The sequence below is a fragment of the Pseudomonas reinekei genome (assembly GCF_001945365.1).
Classification (GTDB): Bacteria; Pseudomonadota; Gammaproteobacteria; order Pseudomonadales; family Pseudomonadaceae; genus Aquipseudomonas; species Aquipseudomonas reinekei.
On sequence record NZ_MSTQ01000001.1, the window covers coordinates 355,417 to 379,919 of the forward strand.

Annotated in this window: 16 protein-coding genes and 2 riboswitches; of the genes, 9 read left to right on the plus strand and 7 right to left on the minus strand. The window is 59.1% G+C overall.

The window, feature by feature from the left end; translation table 11 throughout:
- Window position 1: 1 nt before the first annotated feature.
- Window positions 2–1,069 carry a cobalamin biosynthesis protein CobW gene (gene cobW, locus BVK86_RS01635; protein WP_075944744.1) on the minus strand — a complete coding sequence of 356 codons (1,068 nt, stop codon included), beginning with the start codon at window positions 1,067–1,069 and terminating at the stop codon, window positions 2–4.
- 99 nt (window positions 1,070–1,168) lie between these two features.
- A riboswitch (cobalamin riboswitch) is annotated at window positions 1,169–1,380 on the minus strand.
- Between the two features lie 175 nt (window positions 1,381–1,555).
- A riboswitch (cobalamin riboswitch) is annotated at window positions 1,556–1,780 on the plus strand.
- A 123-nt stretch (window positions 1,781–1,903) separates the two neighbouring features.
- On the opposite strand from cobW, the gene BVK86_RS01640 reads away from it, so the two are divergent.
- The 4 genes from BVK86_RS01640 (at window position 1,904) to cobM (ending at window position 4,061) form a co-directional block, all read left to right on the plus strand.
- Complete coding sequence (locus tag BVK86_RS01640) at window positions 1,904–2,095, plus strand: CbtB domain-containing protein (protein ID WP_075944745.1); 192 nt, start codon at window positions 1,904–1,906, stop codon at window positions 2,093–2,095.
- Window positions 2,096–2,106: 11 nt separating this feature from the next.
- Complete coding sequence (locus BVK86_RS01645) at window positions 2,107–2,820, plus strand: CbtA family protein (RefSeq protein ID WP_075944746.1); 714 nt, start codon at window positions 2,107–2,109, stop codon at window positions 2,818–2,820.
- Complete coding sequence (locus tag BVK86_RS01650) at window positions 2,817–3,230, plus strand: cobalamin biosynthesis protein (protein ID WP_075944747.1); 414 nt, start codon at window positions 2,817–2,819, stop codon at window positions 3,228–3,230. The genes BVK86_RS01645 and BVK86_RS01650 overlap by 4 nt, the downstream gene beginning before the upstream one ends.
- 84 nt (window positions 3,231–3,314) lie before the next feature.
- Window positions 3,315–4,061 carry a precorrin-4 C(11)-methyltransferase gene (cobM, locus tag BVK86_RS01655; RefSeq protein ID WP_075944748.1) on the plus strand — a complete coding sequence of 249 codons (747 nt, stop codon included), beginning with the start codon at window positions 3,315–3,317 and terminating at the stop codon, window positions 4,059–4,061.
- A gap of 95 nt (window positions 4,062–4,156) precedes the next feature.
- On the opposite strand, the gene nfuA is transcribed toward cobM, so the two are convergent.
- Window positions 4,157–4,741 carry a Fe-S biogenesis protein NfuA gene (gene nfuA, locus BVK86_RS01660; RefSeq protein ID WP_003225494.1) on the minus strand — a complete coding sequence of 195 codons (585 nt, stop codon included), beginning with the start codon at window positions 4,739–4,741 and terminating at the stop codon, window positions 4,157–4,159.
- Between the two features lie 124 nt (window positions 4,742–4,865).
- Entirely contained in the window at window positions 4,866–7,163 is a 2,298-nt protein-coding gene (locus BVK86_RS01665; protein WP_075944749.1) for a fatty acid cis/trans isomerase, read from the minus strand.
- A gap of 155 nt (window positions 7,164–7,318) precedes the next feature.
- Here BVK86_RS01665 and metH point away from each other — a divergent pair, with 155 nt between their 5' ends.
- Window positions 7,319–11,029, plus strand: coding sequence for a methionine synthase (metH, locus tag BVK86_RS01670; protein WP_075944750.1), 3,711 nt, complete (start codon window positions 7,319–7,321; stop codon window positions 11,027–11,029).
- 193 nt (window positions 11,030–11,222) lie between these two features.
- Here metH and BVK86_RS01675 read toward each other — a convergent pair whose 3' ends face one another.
- Window positions 11,223–17,840: an NEL-type E3 ubiquitin ligase domain-containing protein gene (locus BVK86_RS01675; RefSeq protein ID WP_075944751.1), complete on the minus strand. Its 6,618-nt coding sequence runs from the start codon at window positions 17,838–17,840 to the stop codon at window positions 11,223–11,225.
- A 159-nt stretch (window positions 17,841–17,999) separates the two neighbouring features.
- Here BVK86_RS01675 and BVK86_RS01680 point away from each other — a divergent pair, with 159 nt between their 5' ends.
- The gene (locus BVK86_RS01680; RefSeq protein WP_075944752.1) at window positions 18,000–18,218 is read left to right on the plus strand and encodes a DUF2970 domain-containing protein; all 219 of its coding nucleotides are present in this window, start codon (window positions 18,000–18,002) and stop codon (window positions 18,216–18,218) included.
- Window positions 18,219–18,224: 6 nt separating this feature from the next.
- Here the strand turns inward: BVK86_RS01680 and BVK86_RS01685 are convergent, their stop codons facing one another.
- Window positions 18,225–19,310 (minus strand): ABC transporter substrate-binding protein, encoded by a 1,086-nt coding sequence (locus BVK86_RS01685; protein WP_075944753.1) that lies wholly within the window; start codon window positions 19,308–19,310, stop codon window positions 18,225–18,227.
- Window positions 19,311–19,830: 520 nt separating this feature from the next.
- Between BVK86_RS01685 and BVK86_RS01690 the strand changes: the two genes are divergently transcribed.
- On the plus strand, window positions 19,831–21,489 hold the full coding sequence (locus tag BVK86_RS01690; RefSeq protein ID WP_075944754.1) for a nitrite/sulfite reductase: 1,659 nt from the start codon (window positions 19,831–19,833) through the stop codon (window positions 21,487–21,489).
- Window positions 21,473–21,967, plus strand: a complete 495-nt coding sequence (locus BVK86_RS01695) for a DUF934 domain-containing protein (protein WP_075944755.1) — start codon at window positions 21,473–21,475, stop codon at window positions 21,965–21,967. Before BVK86_RS01690 ends, BVK86_RS01695 begins: the two co-directional genes overlap by 17 nt.
- Before the next feature lie 75 nt (window positions 21,968–22,042).
- Here BVK86_RS01695 and BVK86_RS01700 read toward each other — a convergent pair whose 3' ends face one another.
- Both BVK86_RS01700 and sohB read right to left on the minus strand, forming a co-directional pair.
- The gene (locus BVK86_RS01700) at window positions 22,043–22,351 is read right to left on the minus strand and encodes a hypothetical protein (RefSeq protein WP_075944756.1); all 309 of its coding nucleotides are present in this window, start codon (window positions 22,349–22,351) and stop codon (window positions 22,043–22,045) included.
- Window positions 22,352–22,548: 197 nt separating this feature from the next.
- Complete coding sequence (gene sohB, locus BVK86_RS01705) at window positions 22,549–23,571, minus strand: protease SohB (RefSeq protein WP_075944757.1); 1,023 nt, start codon at window positions 23,569–23,571, stop codon at window positions 22,549–22,551.
- A gap of 201 nt (window positions 23,572–23,772) precedes the next feature.
- Here sohB and BVK86_RS01710 point away from each other — a divergent pair, with 201 nt between their 5' ends.
- Entirely contained in the window at window positions 23,773–24,483 is a 711-nt protein-coding gene (locus BVK86_RS01710; RefSeq protein ID WP_075944758.1) for a histidine phosphatase family protein, read from the plus strand.
- Window positions 24,484–24,503: the final 20 nt, after the last annotated feature.

The window sequence follows — 24,503 nt, forward strand, 5'->3', positions numbered from 1 at the left end:
TTTACACGCTTAGCGCGGCGCGCAATTGCGCTTCGAGCAAGGCGGCATCCAGTGCCTGGCCGATCAGCACCAGACGCGTGGTACGTGCTTCTTCAGCGCCCCACTGACGGTCGAAGTGCTTGTCGAAACGCGTGCCCACGCCCTGGATCAGCAGGCGCATCGGTTTGTTCGGGATCGCCGCGAAGCCCTTGACCCGCAGGATGCTGTGCTCGATCACCAATTGCGTCAGCGCGTCCATCAGAAGGCTTTCATCGGATGCCGGCAATTCAATGGAGATGGAGTCGAAAGCGTCGTGATCGTGGTCATCATGATCTTCATCGTCGTGGTGATGATCGTGATGGCTGTGGCGGCTGTCGATGTGTTCTTCGGAACCCGCGCCGAGACCGATCAGCACGTCCAGCGGCAGGCGACCGCTGCTGGCTTCGATGATCTTGACCGCTGGCGGCAATTCTTCGGCAACTTCCAGGCGTACGCGGGCAAGGTCTTCCGGGCTGATCAGGTCAGCCTTGTTGAGGATCACCAGGTCGGCGCTGGACAGTTGATCGGCGAACAGTTCGTGCAGTGGCGATTCGTGGTCCAGGTTCGGGTCGAGTTTGCGCTGGGCGTCGACCTGATCCGGGAATGCGGCGAAGGTGCCAGCCGCCACGGCCGGGCTGTCGACCACGGTGATGACCGCATCGACGGTGCAGGCACTGCGGATTTCCGGCCACTGGAAGGCTTGCACCAGCGGTTTTGGCAGTGCCAGGCCCGAGGTTTCGATCAGGATGTGATCGAGATCGCCGCGACGGGCGACCAGTTCGCGCATCACCGGGAAGAACTCTTCCTGAACGGTGCAGCACAGGCAGCCGTTGGCCAGTTCGTACACACGGCCGTTGGCTTCTTCTTCGGTGCAACCGATGGAACACTGCTTGAGGATTTCGCCGTCGATGCCGAGTTCGCCGAACTCGTTGACGATCACCGCGATACGGCGCCCCTGAGCGTTGTCGAGCATGTGCCGCAACAAGGTGGTTTTGCCTGAGCCGAGGAAGCCGGTAACGATGGTGACAGGGAGTTTGGCCAGTGTTTTCATCGGATGCCCTTTGGCAAGGTGGCGGGCATACGGGACGAGAACCGGCAACGCACATGCGCGCCGGAAGCGTTCGCCACCGGATCACCCCGCCCGGTTGTAGTGAGAATCTGTATCGAGGCAGGTCTCCTGGCTGACGGTGTGCCAGTCGCTTGACTGGCGTTTACTGCGCCTTCCCGCGGGCTCAAGGGTTGAGCGTGCAGTGGCGTGGCAGCGAACATCACCGTTCACAGTTGCGGGGGCAGCCGCGGCATTGACCGCGTTCCCTTCTTAGCTTCGACAAATGCCGAAGAACCTCGAAAGCTCAAGGCTACGCATGGTATTGGGGCGGGTCAATGTCTAGTGACGCCTGTAGGGGCCCCTTCGCGAGCGGGCTTGCTCCCACAGGTGATCGCATTTCCCTGTGGAAGCGAGCCTGCTCGCGAAGGGGCGCCTCGGTGCCAAGTTGAGAACCCTTGCCAATTGACGCCCCACCCTCGCCCATGCTCTCCTACGCATCTTGTTACGGGTGCCCTTCACAGGGTGAAACGGGAAACCGGTGAATCATGTGCTTTACTCAAGGCCATGTCAGTCCGGTGCTGCCCCCGCAACGGTAAGCGAGCGAAGTGTCAGATCCACTGTGCCCATCGGGCATGGGAAGGTGACGCTTGCAGGTCAAGGCGAAAGCCTGCGCCCCTCGTGAGCCCGGAGACCGGCCCGCAACACAAAGTGAAATCACAATCACTGAATGACAAACCCGCGGTGGGCGGGCGCTGTTCGAATCCTCTGCGCGCCCGTTCGTGTGCAGGATCTTGCATGCGCTTTTGATTCCCCGCTGACAGACCAGAGGGAAACGCCATGTCGACCATCAGCAGCACCGGCCACAGCAGCTCCGCCAGCGCCACCACCCTGACTCAACGCCTGACCGCCGCCGTTTTTGCGTCGATCCTCGGCGCGTGCCTGGTGTACTTCGCCGGTTTCTCGCACATCGAAGCGGTGCACAACGCCGCCCACGATACCCGTCACAGCGCCGCGTTCCCGTGCCATTGAGACCTGCTGACATGATCAAGCGTATTGCGCAAACCGCAGGTTTCACCGGGCTGCTCGCCGCCCTGCTGCTCACCCTGCTGCAAAGCTTCTGGGTTTCCCCGCTCATTTTGCAGGCCGAGACTTACGAGAAATCCGAACCGGCCGCTGTTGAAGTCCATGAACACGCCCACAGCGAAGGCGCCGTCGCCGCTCATACCCACGATGGCGAAGCCTGGGAGCCGGAAGATGGCTGGCAGCGCGTGTTGTCGACCACCGGTGGCAACCTCGTGGTGGCCGTCGGTTTCGCCCTGATGCTCGCCGGCCTCTACACCTTGCGTGCGCCGACCAAAACGTCTCAGGGTTTGCTCTGGGGCCTCGCCGGCTACGCCACATTCGTCCTGGCGCCGACCCTCGGCCTGCCGCCTGAATTGCCGGGCACCGCTGCCGCCGATCTGGCGCAACGGCAACTCTGGTGGATCGGCACCGCAGCCTCTACCGCTGTCGGAATCGCCCTGATCGTATTCAGCCGTCACTGGCTGATGAAAGTCCTTGGCGCGGCGATCATCGCCGTTCCCCATGTGATGGGTGCCCCGCAACCGGAAGTGCATTCGATGCTGGCTCCCGAAACACTGGAAACCCGGTTCAAAATCGCTTCGCAGTTGACCAACGTGGCGTTCTGGCTGGCCCTGGGCCTGATCAGTGCCTGGTTGTTCCGCCGCAAAAGCGATGGCCAATACCACGCATGACTGATGCCAGCACAGCGCCGATCCTGGTGGTCGGCCTGGGCTGCCAGCGCGGCTGCCCCGTCAATACGGTGCGGGCGCTGCTGGATCAGGCACTGCAAGCGCATCAAATCCAACTGCATGAAATCAAGGCCCTGGCCAGCATCGACCTGAAACGGGACGAACCGGCGCTGAGCGCGTTGGCCGCGCAACTGGCGCTGCCGCTCATGTATTTCAGCAGTGAACAACTGGCCGCTTATCAGTCCCGACTCAGTCACCATTCGCAGATCGCTTTCGAACGCACCGGCTGCTACGGCGTGGCAGAAAGCGCCGCCCTCGCGCTGGCCGAACAGCTGGCCAATGCACCGGCAAAACTGCTGATCTCGCGACAAAAATATGCCCAGGCCACTCTGGCATTGGCCTGCGCTGCGTAAAATCCCCGATAATCCGCGTATCCGATCATGAGCAATCTTCATCTGAAGCCTTGCCCAGCCCCCTTTTTCCCACAGGAATCGACGATGACCGTCTATTTTATTGGCGCAGGTCCCGGCGACCCGGAACTGATCACCGTCAAAGGCCAGCGGCTGATTCGCAGCTGTCCGGTGATTGTCTATGCCGGCTCATTGGTGCCTGCGGCGGTGCTTGAAGGCCATCAGGCCGAGACGCTGATTAACAGCGCCGAACTGCATCTGGAACAGATCATCGAGCTGATCAAGACTGCCCACGCCAACGGCCAGGATGTGGCGCGGGTGCACTCGGGTGATCCGAGCTTGTATGGCGCCATCGGTGAGCAGATCCGCCACCTGCGCGGACTCGGCATTCCTTTCGAAATCATCCCCGGCGTGACCGCCACCGCCGCCTGTGCTGCGCTGCTGGGGGCGGAATTGACGCTACCGGACGTGTCACAGAGCGTGATTCTGACCCGCTACGCCGACAAAACCACCATGCCAAAAGGCGAAGAATTCTCCAGCCTGGCGCAGCACGGCGCGACCATGGCGATTCATTTGGGGGTTAATCATCTGGCGAAGATTGTCGAGGAACTGCTGCCGTATTACGGCGCGGATTGCCCGATTGCGGTGGTTCATCGCGCGAGCTGGCCGGATCAGGACTGGGTGGTGGGAACGCTTGAGGACATTACCGGGAAGGTTGAAGCCAAAGGGTTTCGACGCACGGCGTTGATACTGGTGGGCCGGGTGTTGGGGAGCGATCAATTCAGCGAGTCGTCGCTGTATCGCGCGGGGCATGCACATTTGTATCGTCCATAGACCCACATCGCTGGCAAGCCAGCGATGTGGCCAGCACATCTTTGTCCATAAAAAACGGCGCTCACGGGGCGCCGTTTTTTTTTGCAGCGAACACCTTAGTAGTAGGCGTTTTCTTTCTGCGTGTGGTCGGTGACGTCACGGACGCCTTTGAGCTCCGGGATGCGCTCGAGCAAGGTACGCTCGATGCCTTCCTTCAAGGTCACGTCTGCCTGGCCGCAGCCCTGGCAACCGCCGCCGAACTGCAGAACGGCAATGCCATCCTCGACCACATCGATCAGGCTGACCTGACCGCCGTGGCTGGCCAGCCCCGGGTTGATCTCGGTTTGCAGGTAGTAATTGATGCGCTCGTTAACCGGGCTGTCAGCGTTGACCATCGGTACTTTGGCATTTGGCGCCTTGATGGTCAGTTGGCCGCCCATGCGGTCGGTGGCGTAGTCGACAACCGCGTCGTCCAGAAAAGCTTCGCTGAACGAATCGATGTACGCCGTGAAGCTTTTCAGCCCCAGTGCGGTGTCTTCAGGTTTTTCTTCGCCCGGTTTGCAGTAGGCAATGCAGGTTTCTGCATACTGGGTGCCGGGCTGGGTGATGAAGACGCGGATGCCGATGCCCGGGGTGTTCTGCTTGGAAAGCAGATCGGCCAGGTAATCGTGGGCGGCGTCGGTAATGGTAATAGCGGTCATGGAAACTCCTCGCAGGCTTGGGCGCAGTTTACGCCAATCATCGCCGCGGACAAAGTCCTAGTATTTTTGTCGGGAAAGATTGCGACGATCCCCCGGCAGGCGCTGCCGGAGGATCGCTGGCTTTTCACAGGTTTTCGTAGCGATTCATGTCCAGCACGCCCTCTTCCACCGGTTCGGTCTCGTGGATGTAGCGGCTTAAATCATGAAAGTACTGCCAGAACTGCGGATGGCTGCGACGGATCCCCCAGCGTTCGACGACTTTCTCGAAATGATCGGCGTCCTTGGCATTTTCCATCGCCGCTACAAACGCCGGAACCTCTCTGGCCGGGATGTTGAACATGAAATTCGGGTAGCTGCTCAGTACGCCCGGGAAAATCGTCAAGGTGTCCAACCCTGGCTGATAACGCAGTGATTCGCCGAGCAGGAAAGCCACGTTGCTATGGGCGCGGTTGCGCAGCAGGCTGTAGACCACACGGGTTCCGCTCGACGATTCGATACGCAACATCGTGGCTTCCGGCAGTTGATCGATGACCCTGAGCCCGGCTGCCGGTCGCGCCGTGAGTGCGCTCAAGGCTTGTTCGGCATTTTGCAGCTCAGGATCGATGTTCGGCCGCGAACAATAGGCGCCGTCACAGCGATTGATCGGGTCAGGTTTAGCGTTGAGGTCGCCGTAACGCGCCAGCAATTGCATGGCGAAATCACGCTTGGGGTCTTTTTCGTCGAGCTTCAGCGCGGTCGGCTTGTCGTTGTCGATGGACTCGTAGTCCAGCCACATCTTGAATTTGCCGCTGCTTTGGTACCAGTCGTCGAGATAATCATCGCGCGAATCCGCCGGCATCAGGCGCAGGAAGTTCTGCTCGGCGCCATTGCGGATCAAATCGAAATACAGGCGCGTCTGCGCTTGATGGGACACGTTACCGAACACGTCGAAATTCACCGCCAACTGGTAATAGGTGCGCTCCAGCAACGGGTAATCGAACAACCACATGGTTTGCGGCACTTCACCGATCAAGCCTTTGGTCACGGCGGCACTGTCGAAATGGCGGAAAATGCTCAGCAACGCATTGTCGTTGCCTGCCCACAGCGTCGACCAGCTCGGCGCCGGCACATCGGCGTAGCTGTCGCGGCGCAAGGCTTCGTACTCGTTACGCTTGTCGCGGTAGTCGTGCCACAGGCTCAAGACACTGCCGACATCGTCGTTCTGCCCCGGCATCGCCAGCAACGGCGTGGCCTGGCCACGATAGTTCGGGTCGGTGATGTAGAGGTCGTGCTCCGGCGCCTGGAACAGTGCCCAGAAGTTGTCACGGATCACATCCGTGGCGATCTGCCCCCGACATACCGGGCCGCGAATAAAGGTGCGCACGAAGTATTCGGCGTTATCGAGCATGAACTGATAACGCGCCTGGGCGGGGATCGCTTCAAAGGTCGCAAACGGGTTGGCCCGGCTTTGCGGCCCATAACCCGGCAGCGCAGTGGCCTGCCAGTTACCGCTGTAGAACAGGCTCTTGACCCGCGCCATCTTCGCCGCGCTCAACGGATAGGTAATGTGGGTCTTATGGACGATCACGCCCTGCACCGGCCATAAACGGTAGTAGAACTGGCTGCCCGGATCATCGTTCGGACGACGGGTCTTGACCATGTCAATCGGCTGCCCAGTCGGCGTGCGCGATCTCACCCACTGAAAGAAATGCCCCGGCTCGCCATCCTTGAAATAGATGTGCGCGAGAAACCAGTGCTCGTACAACCAGCGCCCTACCAGGCTTTGCCGGGCACCCGGCGAGTTGAGCAGGTTCTCCCACTGCACCACCTGCAACGACTCTTTCGCGCTCGGCACCAGGCCCTGCTCATCGATCGGCGCACCGGAGGCCAGCCAGCGTTGCAGCGTCTGGTACTGCTGATCGGTGAGGCCGGTGACGGCCAGGGGCATGCCCTGGTTCGGGTGCGTGCTGGCGTAGCCATCGAACTCCGCCGGCATGGCGCAGGTGTTTTCGCGGCTCAAACCCAGGACGATGTCTTCAGGCAATTTGGCATTGGGCGGCCACGGGGTTTTATGACCCAGTTCGAGCATGCGCGCCATTAATGACGCTTGGCCGCCCTGGGCGTCGAGCACCGAATAGAAGCCCTTTTGCTGCCACGCGCGCTTGCCGACGGCGTCATAAAACAGCCGGGTTGGCGCCGCGGCCTGGCTGCGTTCACCGTCGTAGACCAAGGATTTATTGGCACCGCGAGAGGCGCCCTCGCCGCTGCCGAGATTAAGCTGGCAGGGGGAGTCATAACAGGCGTGGCAGGCCACGCACTTCTCAGTGAAGATCGGTTGAACATCGCGGGTGTAGGATATTGCAGCGCCACTCACCGGATCTTGCGCCACGGCGCCCCAGCTTAAAAACAGCAATACACTGCTGATGACAACGCGATACGACATGTCCCTGGTCCCGATCCTTAAAAAACGCCGCGATTCTACCGGTCTGGCACCGCCTTCAACATGAACGATATTCATGCAAAACCCGGACATGCTCTAAAACCGCACAGGTTTGCTATTATCCCGGCCCTTCGTCATGGTCTTTCCGAGTAGTCCTAATGTCCGATCGCAGTGTTCGCCTTCAAGCTCTCAAGCACGCCCTCAAAGAGCGCATTCTGATTCTCGATGGCGGTATGGGCACAATGATCCAGAGCTACAAGCTCGAGGAGCAGGATTACCGTGGCAAACGCTTCGCCGACTGGCCGAGCGATGTCAAAGGCAACAACGACCTGCTGGTGCTGACCCGTCCTGACGTGATTGGCGGCATCGAGAAAGCCTATCTGGATGCCGGCGCCGACATTCTGGAAACCAACACCTTCAATGCCACCCGGATCTCCATGGCCGATTACGGCATGGAAGAACTGGCCTACGAATTGAACGTAGAAGGCGCTCGCCTGGCGCGCAAGGTCGCCGATGCGAAAACCCTCGAGAACCCGGACAAGCCGCGTTTTGTCGCCGGCGTACTCGGCCCGACCAGCCGCACCTGCTCGCTCTCGCCGGACGTCAACAACCCTGGCTACCGTAACGTCACCTTTGATGAGCTGGTGGCAAACTACACCGAAGCCACCAAAGGCCTGATCGAAGGCGGCGCGGACCTGATCCTGATCGAAACCATCTTCGACACCCTGAACGCCAAAGCGGCAATCTTCGCCGTGCAAGGCGTGTTTGAAGAGCTGGGCGTCGAATTGCCGATCATGATTTCCGGCACCATCACCGACGCCTCCGGCCGTACCCTGTCCGGCCAGACCACCGAAGCCTTCTGGAACTCCGTAGCCCACGCCAAACCGATTTCCGTCGGCCTGAACTGCGCCCTCGGTGCCAGCGAACTGCGTCCGTACCTGGAAGAGCTGTCGAACAAGGCCGGCACCCACGTTTCCGCGCACCCGAACGCCGGCCTGCCGAACGAATTCGGCGAGTACGACGAACTGCCGTCGCAAACCGCCAAGGTCATCGAAGAGTTCGCCCAAAGCGGCTTCCTCAACATCGTCGGTGGTTGCTGCGGCACCACGCCGGGCCACATCGAAGCCATCGCCAAAGCCGTGGCCGGTTATGCACCGCGTGAGATTCCGGAGATTCCGAAGGCCTGCCGCCTGTCGGGCCTGGAACCGTTCACCATTGATCGCAGCTCGCTGTTCGTGAACGTCGGCGAGCGTACCAACATCACCGGTTCCGCCAAGTTTGCCCGCCTGATCCGTGAAGACAACTACACCGAAGCCCTGGAAGTCGCCCTGCAGCAGGTCGAAGCCGGCGCCCAGGTGATCGACATCAACATGGACGAAGGGATGCTCGACTCGAAGAAGGCCATGGTGACCTTCCTCAATCTGATCGCCGGTGAACCGGACATCTCCCGCGTACCGATCATGATCGACTCCTCCAAGTGGGAAGTGATCGAAGCCGGCCTGAAATGCATCCAGGGCAAGGGCATCGTCAACTCGATCAGCATGAAAGAAGGCGTCGAGCAGTTCATTCATCACGCCAAACTCTGCAAGCGCTACGGCGCTGCAGTCGTGGTAATGGCCTTTGACGAAGCCGGCCAGGCCGACACCGAAGCGCGCAAGAAAGAAATCTGCAAACGCTCCTACGACATTCTGGTCAACGAAGTCGGCTTCCCGCCGGAAGACATCATCTTCGACCCGAACATCTTCGCCGTGGCCACCGGCATTGAAGAACACAACAACTACGCCGTGGACTTCATTAACGCCTGTGCCTACATCCGCGACGAGCTGCCGTACGCGCTGACCTCAGGTGGCGTGTCCAACGTGTCGTTCTCGTTCCGCGGCAACAACCCGGTGCGCGAGGCGATCCACTCGGTATTCCTGCTGTACGCGATCCGCGCCGGCCTGACCATGGGTATCGTCAACGCCGGTCAACTGGAGATCTACGACCAGATCCCGGTGGAACTGCGCGATGCCGTGGAAGACGTGATTCTCAACCGCACCCCGGAGGGCACCGATGCCCTCCTCGCCATCGCCGACAAGTACAAGGGCGACGGCAGCGTCAAGGAAGCGGAAACCGAAGAGTGGCGCAACTGGGACGTCAACAAGCGTCTGGAACACGCGCTGGTCAAAGGCATCACCACCCACATCGTTGAAGACACCGAAGAGTCCCGCCAGTCGTTCGCGCGCCCGATCGAAGTGATTGAAGGCCCGCTGATGTCCGGCATGAATATCGTCGGCGACCTGTTCGGCGCCGGCAAAATGTTCCTGCCGCAGGTGGTGAAATCCGCCCGTGTAATGAAGCAGGCCGTGGCCCACTTGATCCCGTTCATCGAACTGGAAAAAGGCGACAAACCGGAAGCCAAGGGCAAGATTCTCATGGCCACCGTAAAAGGCGACGTACACGACATCGGCAAGAACATCGTGGGCGTGGTGCTGGGTTGCAACGGCTATGACATCGTCGACCTTGGCGTGATGGTCCCGGCGGAGAAAATCCTTCAGGTGGCCAAGGAAGAAAAATGCGACATCATCGGCCTGTCCGGGTTGATCACACCGTCACTGGATGAAATGGTCCACGTGGCGCGCGAGATGCAGCGCCAGGACTTCCACCTGCCGTTGATGATCGGTGGCGCCACCACGTCCAAAGCCCACACTGCAGTGAAGATCGAACCCAAGTACAGCAACGATGCGGTGATCTACGTTACGGACGCCTCTCGTGCGGTCGGTGTGGCCACCCAGCTGCTGTCCAAGGAACTCAAGACCGGTTTCGTCGAGAAAACCCGCCTGGATTACATCGATGTCCGCGAGCGCACCGCCAACCGCAGTGCCCGCACCGAACGCTTGAGCTACGCGGCGGCGATCGCGAAGAAGCCGCAGTTCGACTGGAGCACCTACGCGCCGGTCAAACCGACATTCACCGGCACCAAGGTGCTCGATAACATCGATCTGAAGGTCCTGGCCGAATACATCGACTGGACGCCGTTCTTCATTTCCTGGGACCTGGCCGGCAAGTTCCCGCGCATTCTGCAGGACGAAGTGGTGGGTGAAGCGGCCACGTCGCTCTATGCCGACGCCCAGGAAATGCTCGCCAAACTGATCGACGAGAAGTTGATCAGCGCCCGTGCGGTGTTCGGTTTCTGGCCGGCCAATCAGGTGCGCGATGACGACATCGAACTCTACGACGATGACGGCAAGCCGTTGGCCAAGCTGCATCACCTGCGTCAGCAGATCATCAAGACCGACGGCAAGCCGAACTTCTCCCTGGCCGACTTCGTCGCGCCCAAGGACAGCGAACTCACCGACTACGTGGGTGGCTTCATCACCACTGCCGGCATCGGCGCCGAAGAAGTGGCCAAGGCTTATCAGGATGCAGGCGACGACTACAACTCGATCATGGTCAAGGCCCTCGCCGACCGTCTGGCCGAGGCCTGCGCCGAGTGGTTGCACCAGCAGGTGCGCAAAGACTACTGGGGTTATGCCAAGGATGAAGCGCTGGATAACGAAGCACTGATCAAGGAACAGTACAGCGGTATCCGCCCTGCTCCGGGTTACCCGGCCTGCCCGGATCACACCGAGAAAGCCCAACTGTTCGCCCTGCTCGATCCAGAAGCCGAGGAAATGCGCGCCGGCCGCAGCGGCGTGTTCCTCACCGAGCACTACGCGATGTTCCCGGCGGCTGCCGTCAGCGGCTGGTACTTCGCTCACCCGCAGGCGCAGTACTTCGCCGTGGGCAAAATCGACAAGGACCAGGTGCAGAGCTACACCTCGCGCAAAGGCCAGGAACTGAGCGTAACCGAACGCTGGCTGGCGCCGAACCTTGGTTATGACAACTGAGTGATCCACGGAAAAGCCCCCGTTGCCGGTAATGCTGTTCAGTGAAGGACGAACACTGTACTTGTGGCGAGGGAGCTTGCTCCCGCTGGGGAGCGAAGCGCCCCCAAAAAAGGGACTGCTACGCAGTCCAGCGGGAGCAAGCGCCCTCGCCACAGCCTACTGATTGCTCGCTCTATCTCTTAACTGAACAGCATTAACCGTTGCCGGGGGCTTTTGCCAGATTGATTGACTCGACCGAAGCCCCCGACAGCGTCGACACTTCCTGTCGCGACAACTCGATCATCTTCGCGTTGCGTGCGGCGGCCTGCTCGAAAAGCTGACTCAAGAACGCCGCTTCGTCCGCGCTATCGCCCCCCTCCTGAATGTCCACCTCATCAAGTGCCTTGAAGACCTCAGGGTGTTTTTCCTTGAGATAACTCACCCCGTAATCGCGCTGGATCAAATCTTCAAAAAAACCATCAGACTGCTCTGCGTTGGCGATCTCGATGCGCGCGTCCGCCAGTTGTCGAGCGCTCACTCCCGAGGCATAGGTCATGTGTTTGGGTTGCCCCGGCAACTCCAGGCCGTCGGCCCATCCTTGTGTCAGGCCGATTCGATAGCCCAAGCGCACCTCGGCCTCATCCTGACCGGTTTGCGCGGCGACTTTCCTCGCAAGATCATCGACCTTGTCCAGTCGAAACAGCTGCCGGGACAACGTCAGCAGCGCTTGACCCTTCGCATTCGGGCGCCCGAGCGGAACATCAAGCAAGGCATTGTGGGTGAAGACTCTGCTTTCCAGCCCGCTGAACGTCAGGATTCGACCGTCGACGCAGGTGCCGTGGGTGTTGGAACCCGCAAACAGGATTTCCCGCAGTTCGGTATTGCTGGCGGCGGCTTCCATGACCGTCCATACGCGCCGAGTCAAATCGGCGTTTGCCACCCTGAACTCCTGGGTATCCTGCAATCGTTCAAGCAAATGAAAGAACGCTGCATTGTCCGGCTCTGCCGCGAGTTGATCCCATACCTCGGTTTTGCGGGCTAACTGCTCGGGAGGAAGATTGGCCAACCAAGGCGTTTTCTGCTCGAGATCCGGCTGGGCCTCGGGCAAGTCCTCATCCGTTTCGAAGCTTTCACTGCTGTCGCCGCCAAAGCCGGTGGCGTCATCGATCAACTCATCAAGATCGGCACGCGAGATCCCCAGAACGGTCTCGTGCAACCCCGATTCACGGTAAGCCCTGAGGCGTTCGAGGCTCTCAAGCGATAGACGGTAGTTGTCGGTCAGATCCGTACCGGACAACAAGACCCCGTGGTTGCCACTCAGGATTTGCTCGGGAATCGACGTGATGTCGTTGCCGCTGAGATTGAGCGTGCCGAGGTGAGGGCTGTCGAACACCGCGTCCGGCCATTCGGTCAAGTTGTTATTGCGCAGATCCAGCGTCTCCAGCGCCTCAAAAGCACCGACATCGAACGCATCCAGTTCGTTGTAGCTCAAGTCCAGCCAGCGCAAACGCTCGAGTCCGCTCAATGTGGCATACAACTGCTCGGTATCGGCTATCTGGTTTGAGGACAACTCCAGACGCTCAAGCCTGACCATGTTCCGAACCGGCTCTGGAACGGCGTCCAGCCCATTACCATTGAGGTCCAATGTTTTCAGTCGGGTAAATGCCTTGAGGAACCCATCGGAACCCGCAGGGGTCAGTTTTACGCTCGTGAGCCTCAACGTGCCGACATGCTCGAACATGGCCGGCAGCTCAGGCAGGTCACCCAGTTGCAGCCCGTTGAGATCGAGCACCGCATCTGCCGCCGCGCCCGGCCCCGTAACGCTCAGCCCTGCACGCCAGCATTCGAGGATCCGTGAGGCAGCCTGCCGGCGAATGCTGGAGGATGTCATCCAGCCCGCACCGCGAGATCCGCGGGTGAACAGCCAACCATTCAATCGACGTGTGAGCGTTTCAAAGGCCTGCTCCCATTCGGTAATTTTCTTCTTCGCCGCCCCGCTCGCCTGCAACTGATCGATCATTTGCAAGGCTTCATCATCAGCGAGTGTCGGTTTCAGGCGTTGCAGGCGCTTTGTTAAAACCCCGTCCCCTTCTCCTGCGGGCACATCTGGCAGCGGCAGCAATTGACGTGCGATCGAACTGCCGCTTTCGAACAACGGGAAATCCTGGGGCACCTGTTCCAGGTCGAATCGCTCCAAAGCGCCAGCCGGGAGGCCTTTGGCAATTTCCAGACGTTGCCGGGCCGCATTGCGCAGTGCGACGGCTTGCAGGGACAAAGGCGCGCCCGTCAGATTGGTCTTGAGCAGCGTCTCGTCTGCCAGCGGCTCCGGCAGTGCGTAGACCTTGCTGTCTCGCAAATCCAGCCAGTAAAGCTCTGGCAGGTTTTGTGCCCCCTTCGGCCATTCCCGCAAATCTGTGCCACGCAGATTCAGGGCCTTGAGGCGAGTCATCGCACTGACGTCCAGAACCTGCAACGGGTTGTAACTCAGGTCCAGGCATCGGACTGAGTGCAATCCATCAATTGCTTGCTGAACCCCGGCGTCGACGACGATCCGGTTATTGGAAAGGTCCAGATCCGTCAGTTCCCCAAGATCACCGGGCGCAATGGGCACTTCGGTCAAGCCGCTGCCACTCACGTTGAGCTTTTCAATCCCTGGAAAACCCTTGACGAAACGGCGGATCTGTTCGACAGGGGCTTTACTTCCACTCAAATACAAGGTGCGTACTTCAGGTAAGACGACGTCCGGCAATGGGGGATACTCACTCAATTCAAGGCTCGGCAAGTCGAGTACCGAGGCATCGGCGGTCGAGCCGTAGCGTTTGAAAGCACCGTTGCGCCAGCAGGCTCTCAGGGTACTGGCGATCCATGTACGCCCCACGATCTCCTTGGCCACTGCGGGCATTTGCAGCGCGCGTTCGGACCAGCCATTAAGGTGTTGGTTGAGCCGATGATGCTGCTCACTCAATGCTTCGACGGCGTCGAACCTCGCCCCTGCGCCTTGCCATTGCTGAACAAATTGAGCGAACAATTCCTCGAACGGATCGTTGATGCCTTCAGCAAGCCGCCTCAGTTCGCCCTTGCTGTAACGCCTGACCATTTCTTCCAGATCAACCAGGTGTTGCGGTTGACGCCGGATGTACTCGTACGCGGGTTTGAAGTTTGTACGCAGGAAATTTGACCAATCCAGCGACAGCCCGGACCAGAGTTTTTCATGCCCTTCGAATACACCCTCGGGTAGCGTTTTGATGCCTGTCCCGCTGAGATTCAGACGCTCAAGCCGGGGCAGTTCCAGAACCCCGGCGGGCCACTCTTCCATAGCCGGCGCAATCACGTCGAGCTGGCGCAGATTGCGTAGCCGGCTGACATCCAGAGCGATCGGTGCGCCCCAGGTTGAATACACGCTGAGTTCCTCAAGTGCCGTCAATGCACCCAGTCTCGATGGCATGTCTGCCGCGAAGGGAGCGGCTGAGTACAGGCTCAGTCCTCTGAGGTCCGGCATCGCGCTCAACGCTTCAGGTACGTTGCTCAGACCGTTGCCAGTGGCATTGATCCGCAGTCGGTTGAGCATCGGAAAATTCGCCAACAGCGCATCGGCATTGGCGTCAGTGATGCCTTGACCCCGGACATCCAGATCACGCACATGGGAGAAATCCGCCGACAATGAAGGGATCGCTTCGTCACACACCAGATCAAGCATTCTGTAGCGCGAGCGCTCTGCGGCCAGTGGCGAATTACGCCAGCATTGTTTGAGACTCTGGGCGACCGAAGCCCTGCCTCCCAACATCGACTGTAAGACAACCCCCTGCATCGGCTCGCCGACCCATTGATCGAGCGTAGACTCGAGGTTTTGCCACTCGCGCAGGCGTGCTTGCAAAAGGTTATAGATTTGCCCATCGGTCTTGCCGGCGCGCAGTTGCGCCAGGATAAATCCGTTGGCCTGCTGGTCCGTCAGCGCTGGATAGACATCCTGAACCCGGGTCACCAGAGACGGGTTCAAACCTTGCCCGCGTCCACTGGCGTAATAACCCACCCGGCGCTCAGCGATGCGTGCAGGGGGTTTGAATGCCTTGCCTCTCCCGCCGCGCTGCTCCAGCATCTGTGACAGTCGCGCCCGATGCTCAAAGGCCGAGTCGATCACAGCCTGCTTCAGAGCAGCACTTTGACTCACGTGTGGAAGCCCCAAAGCTCGGCGGGATTCATCGGGTAGTGCATGCATGATCGAGGCGAAAAAGTTATCGCCAGTGGGTGGCACGCCGTTTAGCGTCTCGCCACGTTCGTCGAATGCCTGATAAGACGGGCCGTTTTTAACCACGTATTTACGGACGGTCGCGGCCTCACTACCGATGCCGTCAATCAATGCACCCTCGATGTGGCCGTCGCGAATCTCCAGCCGCACCTCACCGGACCAACCTGGCATTTTTTCCAGGGCATGCAGGGCAAGCCACGTGCTGTCAGCCGAACCCAGTTGTTCCATGCGCAGGCCAGTAAACGCCCGGGCCTGGCGCCCCTGCTGCGCATGCCAACGCGCCTCCTCCAGCATATTCAGGGGAATTCGACCCGTAGTTTTCAAGCGGTTGAGCTCTTCAGCATTGGCATCGAGCAGTACCCTGCGGGCGGCGGCATGACTCAGTCCCGGTGTGGCGCGTTGTATTTTTTCAGCCAAGGGCTCGCCCGACACGGGATCAGACTCAAACAGCTGCAGGGCCTGCACCAGTTCTGGTGGCGGTGCCAGATGATCCATGTGCATCTTGCGCAAGGCATTGTCGTCGACATCGCACGCCTCGGCGATGCCGAGCAGTTGCTCATCGGAAAATCCCTCGGTGATGGAGCCGATGCGCCGCAGCAGGGTCAGACGATCCCATGCCAGGGGACGCTCCAGCGTATGGCGCCAGGCGCCGTGACCGTTGTGTTCGAGTATGGGTTGCCAGGCGCCAGTGTCGGTTGGGTGCTGGATGCGCCATTTCTTCAGCGAAGGGTCAAAGGTTGTTTCGTAAGTCTTGCCGCCCAGCCGGATAAAGGTTCTGTTATTGACCCGATGCAGTCCTGACGCATCAGGGACTGAGTTGTGATCCAGCCGGGTGATGCTTTCGTAGGCGCTCAGGTCCGGTTTCCACAAGCGGGTCTCGCCGTCGGCGCGCTTGACGGGCTCCAGACGCTCGACCACCGGTTCGGGTTTGACCGCCCCCAGCCTGGCCAGCCCTTTGCCTGCACCCGCCATGACCGCGATCAGCGCCAGATTCTCAGCCACGTCGACCAGATGCGCCTTGGCCGCCGTGCGATCCCCCTCACTCCACTCGATCGCCCCTTCGAACGATTCGTACAGCAGCTGACCGGCCATGACCGTCAGCATGACCTCCCCCAGCACCGGCACGAACATCGACACCATGTTCAGGCCCAGCAAGCCGATTTCCAGCAGATGATTGAGCTTCTCAGCCCGCACTCGCGCATCGACGTCAGCCGTGGGCACCGCGTGGCTGCGGGCGTCGGCGATGACTTTTTTGCGGTTTTGCTCATAGAGATAAACCCACAGGTCGCTGTTGGCGGACCAGATGCCCGCCACACCGTCGCGAACGATCCCGAATGGATTGAGATAAGGATCGTCGACCGGCTCACGTTTACCCGCAGGCTCTGGCGGCAGCTCCTTGATGCGGGCGACGGACGAAAACGGGGGCACGTATCGAGCGACCTTCATCCAGAACGAATGCAAAGGGTCAGTCGCAGAGTCGGCAGCCTTGCGGGTGAACTGACTGAAGTAATAAGGCCGGTCGGCGTAGGCCACAAACTGGCTGAAGAAGCGCTGGTGGACAGTCGGCCCGCCGTCACCGGCGGGCAATGCATCGCGGGTGGTGAACTGGCGCTTGAACTCTTTGCGCATCTGTTCGGAGGTGTAGCGCTTGAGCGGGTGTTCCGGATCGTGGGGAATGTAGACGATGAAGTCGCTGGCATAGCGATACTGCTCACTGATACTGAACACCACGCAGCCGGTCATCCTGCGCTTCATCAGGCTCAGGTCACGAAACCAGACCGGTCTGTTGCCGACCCTGGGATGGATTTCGCCATCAATCACCGAAAGGATCATTGTGTAATCGTCGGGTTCGATGTCCTTTTTCAGCAGCGCCATTTCGGCGGCCGCTCTCATTGCCGCTTTCTGGCTGGCAACGAATTGCCCGGCCAGGGTCGTGTCCTTCTGCGCATCCGTTGTCTGAAAAAATGCCTGCACACGGGTTTGATACTGCGCGCCGATATCCAGTTGGCGGCAGAGCGAGAGGAATTGCGTGACCGACACGTTAAGGGTCGCGACCTCGAACGTACCGGGCGTCGACGTTTCGACCGCAAACCCCGACCCGCGATGAAAGGCGCCCGCCTTGCATTCGGACGCTTCGAAGTTATGCAGTGCCGCCTGCAACAACGAAAGTTTCAACACCTCGAACGAGTCGATCTCGATTTCAAAATCGCTGACTTCCAGCGCTCGCCTCAGACATATGAAGGTTTTGTTGACGTCGGCTTCGACCCCGAACTGATCCTTCAGCGCCTTGCGCAATATCGGCTCGGCAAAGCTTTCGGCGTCAGGCAGCGACGACAGCGTTTTGTCGAGCCGGGACTGGGACACAAAGCTGTCGTTGAAGCGCTCTTGCAGCGCCTGCTGTTGCGCGCTGGTTGCCCGCGAATACCACTGCGGCGCGAGCGAGCCACTGGCTTTTATGGCTGCCCGCCGCTGCGGCGTAGCGTCCACCAACCAATCAGGCGTCAGTTGCTCAACAAGTTCGCTATGAATGCTGCTTCGGCCCGCGATCAGAGGCTGATGGGGTAATGAGGGGGAATGGCTAGACATGGTGTCGCTCCAGAATAATGGAACGACAGGACATCATTTCGGCGCACCGTATCTACGGTAGATAGTTACCGCATCGGCCCAGACTGATTGCAAAATGCGTCGATCCGCACGCCGGCAGATTGTCTATGCTTTGAGGACTTACTGACAGACGAGGGATGTATGGACGATCCAGTCGACAACAAGCCGCCGACCTTCTGGCAGATGCTGCACAGCGTCATGGCGGCAGCGTTTGGCGTGCAGAGTGGCAAGAACCGGGCGCGGGACTTCACCCACGGCAAGCCGAGTCATTTCGTGATCCTGGGGATTCTGTTCACAACGGTGTTTGCCCTGACCCTGTTTGGCATCGTCAAACTGGTGCTGCTGCTGGCAGGAATCTGAAACGGCTCAGTGCATCAGGGTTTGCAGGCTGAACGGGTATCGGTAGGACATTGGCCGCCCCTTGGCCGATAGTTTGTGGAAGTCCACCCCGAAGTCCTGTGTGTTGCTCAACGCCAACAGTCGTTTGGCTTGCGCTCGGTCAATCCGTTGCAACAGCGGAATCTGTCGGTCCCGGCCGCCGTACCGGCTGATGTCGACGCCCTTTTCATAGTCATGCAACTCAACCATGGCCCAGCCACCCAGGCTGAAATGCCCGCCCAGCAACACGCTCAGGCGATTGTCGAGTAACGCTCGCAATGCCGCGGGCGAATTGTTGATGGTGCCGAACAACGCACCCTTGCCCGGAACCCCACCCGATTCGACATACGCCTGCATGACGCCAAACGCCATTTCGTCGTTGGCCGCCCATACCAGTGAAGTGTGCGGATAACGCTTGAGTAGCAGTTTGGCCTGCTCGTAGGCGCGCTGATGTGTCCAGCCGCCATACACCAATTGCCTCAATCGCACTTCCGGATGTTCGGCCAGCGCCCGGCGCATGCCTTGCTCGCGCAACTGCGCCGACGGCGTGACTTTCAAACCGGAGAAAGCCAGCAGCTCGATCACCTGGCCCGGGGCCACCGGAGGACGCAAGCGAATCAACTCCTTGAGCATCAGGTAGCCGCCCTCCTCATCGTTGGGCACCAGACTGCCGATCAGGTCGGGATACTTGTCGGATTGCGCGCCGAGCAGTTTTGCCTGATCCACAGTCAGGGCATTGTTGACCATAAACAGTTTCACGCCGCTGCCGTGCGCCAGGCGCAGCACTTCGGGGGCGACGGATTGCTCATTCACGAACACCAGGTAGTCGGGACGATTGGGTCCCTGAAGCGCTTCGCGCGCCTGTTTGACGATGTTTTCGGGCACCCGGTCGGCATACTGGATGCGCAGGTCCATGCCCAGATCCCTGGCGGCGGCCTGCATGAACTGCGAGTAACTGACCCAAAAAGCTTCCCGGGTGGTTCCCGGGTTCAGGAACAGTACCGACGCGGCTTGAGCGCAGGGTCCCGCGACCATGCCAAGCGCCAGTAATGCTGCCCTTAGAAACTTCAACATTGTATCGACCAAGCCCCCGGAAATTCGCTGCGCATTATAGCCAGCCAACGTCCGCAAAACGGCGTTTATTCCGGTTTTTGTCCGACAATCGTCGGACCGAGGCCCGGTCGGGTCGTTTACTGGTGACTCACCCAAAAGACAGCGGTGCCAACGACCAGAATGATCAGGAACAGAATCGCCCAGGCATCGACGGAGCTATCGCTTTTCCTTGCTTTGGTTGGGTTGCTCATTGCATCGCCTCTTGTCGGTTTTATCGGTGATTGCATAAGGACTCGACCACAGTTAAGACGATGATTGTCCGCACGACAAATGTGGATTAGCTAATAACTGATCTCGTTAGTCGTTTTGGTTCTTTTCATATACTCAAACATCACTTTTGCGCATAACTGCAAACTGGTATCTTGCCCCGGCTCCATCAGGAGTGCGCGGCCGTGCGCGCAGAATTGCAGAGGCTCTTGGACTGCGGCAAGCAAAAAACGCAGCTGTATCCGAGCGACCCAAGCCTGAGAACAGGACTTATATGTACGTATACGACGAATACGATCAGCGGATCATCGAGGACCGCGTCAAGCAGTTCCGTGATCAGACCCGACGCTATCTGGCAGGTGAGCTGAGCGAAGAAGAGTTCCGCCCCCTGCGCCTGCAAAATGGCCTTTATATCCAGCGCTTCGCTCCGATGTTGCGAGTGGCGGTGCCTTACGGCCAACTGACTTCGCGCCAAATGCGAATGATGGCCAAGATTGCCCGCGACTATGACAAGGGCTACGCACACATCAGTACCCGGCAGAACGTGCAGTTCAACTGGCCGGCCGTGGAAGACATCCCGGACATCCTCGCTGAACTGGCCACCGTGCAGATGCACGCGATCCAGACCAGCGGCAACTGCTTGCGCAACGTCACCACCGACCAGTTCGCCGGTGTCGCCGCCGACGAACTGATCGACCCGCGCCCATGGTGCGAGATCGTGCGCCAGTGGACCACGTTCCACCCGGAATTCGCCTACCTGCCGCGCAAGTTCAAGATCGCCGTGAATGGTTCGACCTCCGACCGTGCCGCCATCGAAGTCCACGATATCGGCCTTGAGCCGGTGCACAACGCCGCCGGCGAACTGGGCTTTCGTGTACTGGTGGGTGGTGGTCTGGGCCGTACCCCGGTGGTTGGCGCGTTCATCAACGAATTCCTGCCGTGGCAAGACCTGTTGAGTTACCTCGACGCCATCCTGCGTGTTTACAACCGCTATGGCCGTCGTGACAACAAGTACAAGGCGCGGATCAAGATTCTGGTGAAAGCGCTGACGCCTGAAGTCTTCGCCCAGAAAGTCGATGCGGAAATGGAACACCTGCGCGGTGGCCAGACCACACTGACCGAAGCTGAAGTACATCGCGTTGCCAAGCATTTCGTCGACCCGGACTACAAGGCCCTGGAAAACCAGAACGCCGCACTGGCCGAGCTCGACCAGCAACACCCGGGCTTCGCCCGCTGGCGCGTGCGCAACACCCTGGCCCACAAAAAGCCGGGGTATGTCGCCGTGACCCTGTCCCTGAAACCGACCGGCGTAGCACCGGGCGACATCACCGACAAGCAACTCGATGCCGTTGCCGACCTCGCCGACCGTTACAGTTTTGGTCAGCTGCGCACGTCCCACGAACAGAACATCATCCTGGCCGACGTCGAGCAGGAAAAACTGTTCACGCTGTGGGGCGAATTGCGCGAGCAAGGTTTCGCCACGCCGAACATCGGCCTGCTGACCGACATCATCTGCTGCCCGGGTGGCGACTTCTGCTCCCTGGCCAACGCCAAGTCGATCCCGATCGCCGAATCGATCCAGCGTCGTTTCGACGACCTGGACTACCTGTTCGACATCGGTGAACTGGACCTGAACATCTCCGGTTGCATGAACGCTTGCGGTCACCACCACGTCGGCCACATCGGCATTCTCGGGGTGGACAAGAAAGGCGAAGAGTTCTACCAGGTTTCCCTCGGCGGCAGCGCCAGCCGCGACGCCAGCCTGGGCAAGATCCTCGGCCCGTCCTTCGCCCAGGAAGCCATGCCGGACGTGATCGAGAAGCTGATCGACGTGTACATCGAACAACGTACCGAAGACGAGCGTTTCATCGACACCTATCAGCGTATTGGCATCGACCTCTTCAAGGAACGCGTCTATGCAGCGAATCATTAAGAACAACGCCGTCGTCGACGAAACCTGGCACCTGCTGCCCAAGGATTTCAACATCGACGAGATCAGCAACTGCGACGACTACATTGTCCCGCTGCAACTGTGGCGCGAACACAGCCGTATGCTTCTGGCCCGCGACGGCGGCTTGGGCATCTGGCTGGATGCCGATGAAGAAGCCGAAGAAATCGGTGAAGACGTGGCAAATTTCCAGGTCATCGCCTTGAATTTCCCGGCCTTCACCGATGGCCGCAACTACTCCAACGCCCGTCTGCTGCGTGACCGTTACGGTTTCAAGGGCGAACTGCGGGCGATTGGCGATGTGCTGCGCGATCAGCTGTTCTACATGCGCCGCTGCGGTTTCGATGCGTTCGCTGTACGCGCCGACAAGGACCCGTATGAAGCGCTGGAAGGTCTCAAGGACTTCTCGGTGACCTATCAGGCCGCCACCGACGAACCGCTGCCGCTGTTCCGTCGCCGTTAATAAAACAAAGCCTTGATGATGTTGGTCATCAAGGCTTTTTTACATCTGCAATACACTTTCGCTTATAAGAACGAATTAAAACTCGACTTGCTGGAGTCCTCTTTTTTGAATGGCATATGCCAGTGCAGCGACATCATCAAACAACGTACCGTTCAAACTTCCCCAGTTTTCGCCTTCGATAAAAACCTTGAACTCCGGCTTCCACGCACTGGGCTGATGGCGCCTGATAAAGGTGATCAATATCTCATCATTCGCGGATCGATGGACAACCTTGTGATCCCTGTCGGGCCGTGAATCGACAAGAAACATGAGCTTTTGCGGTAGTAACTTTACGAAAAGAGCGAAGTCATCCGAATTAACATTGTAGTGAGCGATCACTTCCATTGTGCAACTTCCTTGCTGCTGATTAGGGAAAGCCGATTCTAATCAAACCTTCTGAAAAATAAACATCTTTAATAAGCACAAAATATTTATCAAACTTCGTAGTCGTGTGTTTTTTTATTTAAGCCATTCAATTTTTATCTCATAAAAAAACCGCAGCGTCTGCTGCGGTTTCGTTTAGTACAGTTGCGTCTCAAGCGTCACCAGAAACGATTTTGTGTCAGGCGCCCCCACCAGCTCGTCAGCACGCGATCGACTGAACTGCTGGCCGCCATGCCGATGCGTTCTTGCAGGCTTTTACGCTCGGCGTAGTGCAGGTGATACAACTCCGACTGCTTGGCGCGCTCGGCGAGGTATTCGTCGCTGGTTTTTAGTTCGTCCACCAGTTGCTTGTCCAGCGCCGCGATACCCAGCCAGATTTCGCCGGTAGCCACTTCATCGATGGCCAATTGCGGGCGATAGCGGGCCACGAAGTTCTTGAACAATTGATGGGTGATGTCCAGGTCTTCCTGGAACTTCTCCCGGCCCTTCTCGGTGTTTTCGCCAAACACGGTCAGGGTGCGCTTGTATTCGCCGGCGGTCAGCACTTCGAAGTCGATATCGTGTTTCTTCAGCAGTCGGTTGACGTTGGGCAGCTGCGCAACCACGCCGATCGAACCGAGGATCGCGAACGGTGCGCTGATGATCTTCTCGCCGATGCACGCCATCATGTAACCGCCGCTGGCCGCCACTTTGTCGATGCACACGGTCAACGGCACGCCGGCTTCGCGGATACGCGCCAGTTGCGAGGACGCCAGGCCGTAGCTGTGGACCATACCGCCGCCGCTTTCCAGGCGCAGCACCACTTCGTCTTTCGGGGTGGCGAGCGTCAACAGTGCAGTGATTTCGTGACGCAGGCTTTCAGTGGCGGACGCCTTGATGTCCCCGTCGAAATCCAGCACGAAAACCCGTGGTTTGGCCTCGGGCTTTTTCTTCTGTTTTTTCTCGGTCTTGACCTGGGACTTGCGCAGGGCCTTGAGCTGATCCTTGTCGAGCAAGGTTTGCTCCAGGCGTTCACGCAATCCTTTGTAGAAATCATTGAGCTTGCTGACCTGCAACTGGCCGGCCGTTTTACGGCGACCCTTACTGCGCATTGCCGCAAAACTGGCCAGGACCACCAGAATGGCGATCACCAGGGTCACAGTCTTGGCCAGAAAAACGGCGTACTCGGAAAAAAACTCCACAGGGACTCCTCAAACGATGCGCGACATCTACGCGCGCGGGATGCCTTCAGCATACCCATGCGCCGGCCTTGCGACCAGCCGTGAAACCTCTGGCAACATGCCTGTAACGGGCATTTCAAACAAGCGTATGTTTTTTCATTGACAGCTCACCGCCATCCTCATAACCTCGCCAAACCTTCAACGTACCGGGATGACGCGGACGTGGGCAGTATCTATTTGATTCGACATGGCCAGGCCTCCTTTGGTGCAGACGACTACGATGTCCTGTCGCCGACCGGTATTCGTCAGGCGGAAATCCTCGGTCAGCACCTGGCCGAACTCGGCATCAACTTCGATCGCTGCCTGGCCGGCGACCTGCGTCGCCAGCAGCACACGGCTAACAGCGCACTGGAACAATTTGCGGCCGTAGGGTTGCCGGTTCCCATCCTCGAGACCGATTCCGCCTTCAATGAATTCGATGCCGATGCGGTGATTCGCTCGCTGCTGCCCGCCCTGCTGCCGGACGAACCTGAAGCCCTGGACATCCTGCGCAATGCCGCGCAAAACCGTGGCGAGTTCCAGCGCATCTTCGCGTTGATCATCGAGCGCTGGCTGGCCGGCACCTATGACACACCAGGCCTGGAAAGCTGGCTGGGGTTTGTCGAACGTGTGCAGGCAGGTCTGCACCGGATCCTCGAACAGGCCGACAATACGCAGAAAATCGCCGTGTTCACTTCCGGCGGCACCATCACTGCCCTGCTCCACCTCATTACGCAAATGCCTGCCAGACAGGCTTTTGAGTTGAACTGGCAAATCGTCAACACCTCGCTCAACCAGATCAAGTTTCGCGGTCGCGAGGTGGCTCTGGCTTCCTTCAACAGTCACGCCCACCTGCAACTGCTGAAGGCCCCGGAACTCATCACTTTCCGCTGAGTCCGGACTATTGTGACCCT

Excerpts from the sequence above, each read along its gene's own strand:
- BVK86_RS01650 (WP_075944747.1), top strand. The coding sequence starts at position 2,817 with ATGACTGATGCCAGCACAGCGCCGATCCTGGTGGTCGGCCTGGGCTGC.
- nfuA (WP_003225494.1), bottom strand. The coding sequence starts at position 4,741 with ATGACCGCTATTACCATTACCGACGCCGCCCACGATTACCTGGCCGAT.
- BVK86_RS01685 (WP_075944753.1), bottom strand. The coding sequence starts at position 19,310 with ATGTTGAAGTTTCTAAGGGCAGCATTACTGGCGCTTGGCATGGTCGCG.
- BVK86_RS01640 (WP_075944745.1), top strand. The coding sequence starts at position 1,904 with ATGTCGACCATCAGCAGCACCGGCCACAGCAGCTCCGCCAGCGCCACC.
- BVK86_RS01675 (WP_075944751.1), bottom strand. The coding sequence starts at position 17,840 with ATGTCTAGCCATTCCCCCTCATTACCCCATCAGCCTCTGATCGCGGGC.
- cobW (WP_075944744.1), bottom strand. The coding sequence starts at position 1,069 with ATGAAAACACTGGCCAAACTCCCTGTCACCATCGTTACCGGCTTCCTC.
- BVK86_RS01690 (WP_075944754.1), top strand. The coding sequence starts at position 19,831 with ATGTACGTATACGACGAATACGATCAGCGGATCATCGAGGACCGCGTC.
- BVK86_RS01645 (WP_075944746.1), top strand. The coding sequence starts at position 2,107 with ATGATCAAGCGTATTGCGCAAACCGCAGGTTTCACCGGGCTGCTCGCC.
- BVK86_RS01695 (WP_075944755.1), top strand. The coding sequence starts at position 21,473 with ATGCAGCGAATCATTAAGAACAACGCCGTCGTCGACGAAACCTGGCAC.
- BVK86_RS01680 (WP_075944752.1), top strand. The coding sequence starts at position 18,000 with ATGGACGATCCAGTCGACAACAAGCCGCCGACCTTCTGGCAGATGCTG.
- cobM (WP_075944748.1), top strand. The coding sequence starts at position 3,315 with ATGACCGTCTATTTTATTGGCGCAGGTCCCGGCGACCCGGAACTGATC.
- metH (WP_075944750.1), top strand. The coding sequence starts at position 7,319 with ATGTCCGATCGCAGTGTTCGCCTTCAAGCTCTCAAGCACGCCCTCAAA.
- BVK86_RS01700 (WP_075944756.1), bottom strand. The coding sequence starts at position 22,351 with ATGGAAGTGATCGCTCACTACAATGTTAATTCGGATGACTTCGCTCTT.
- BVK86_RS01665 (WP_075944749.1), bottom strand. The coding sequence starts at position 7,163 with ATGTCGTATCGCGTTGTCATCAGCAGTGTATTGCTGTTTTTAAGCTGG.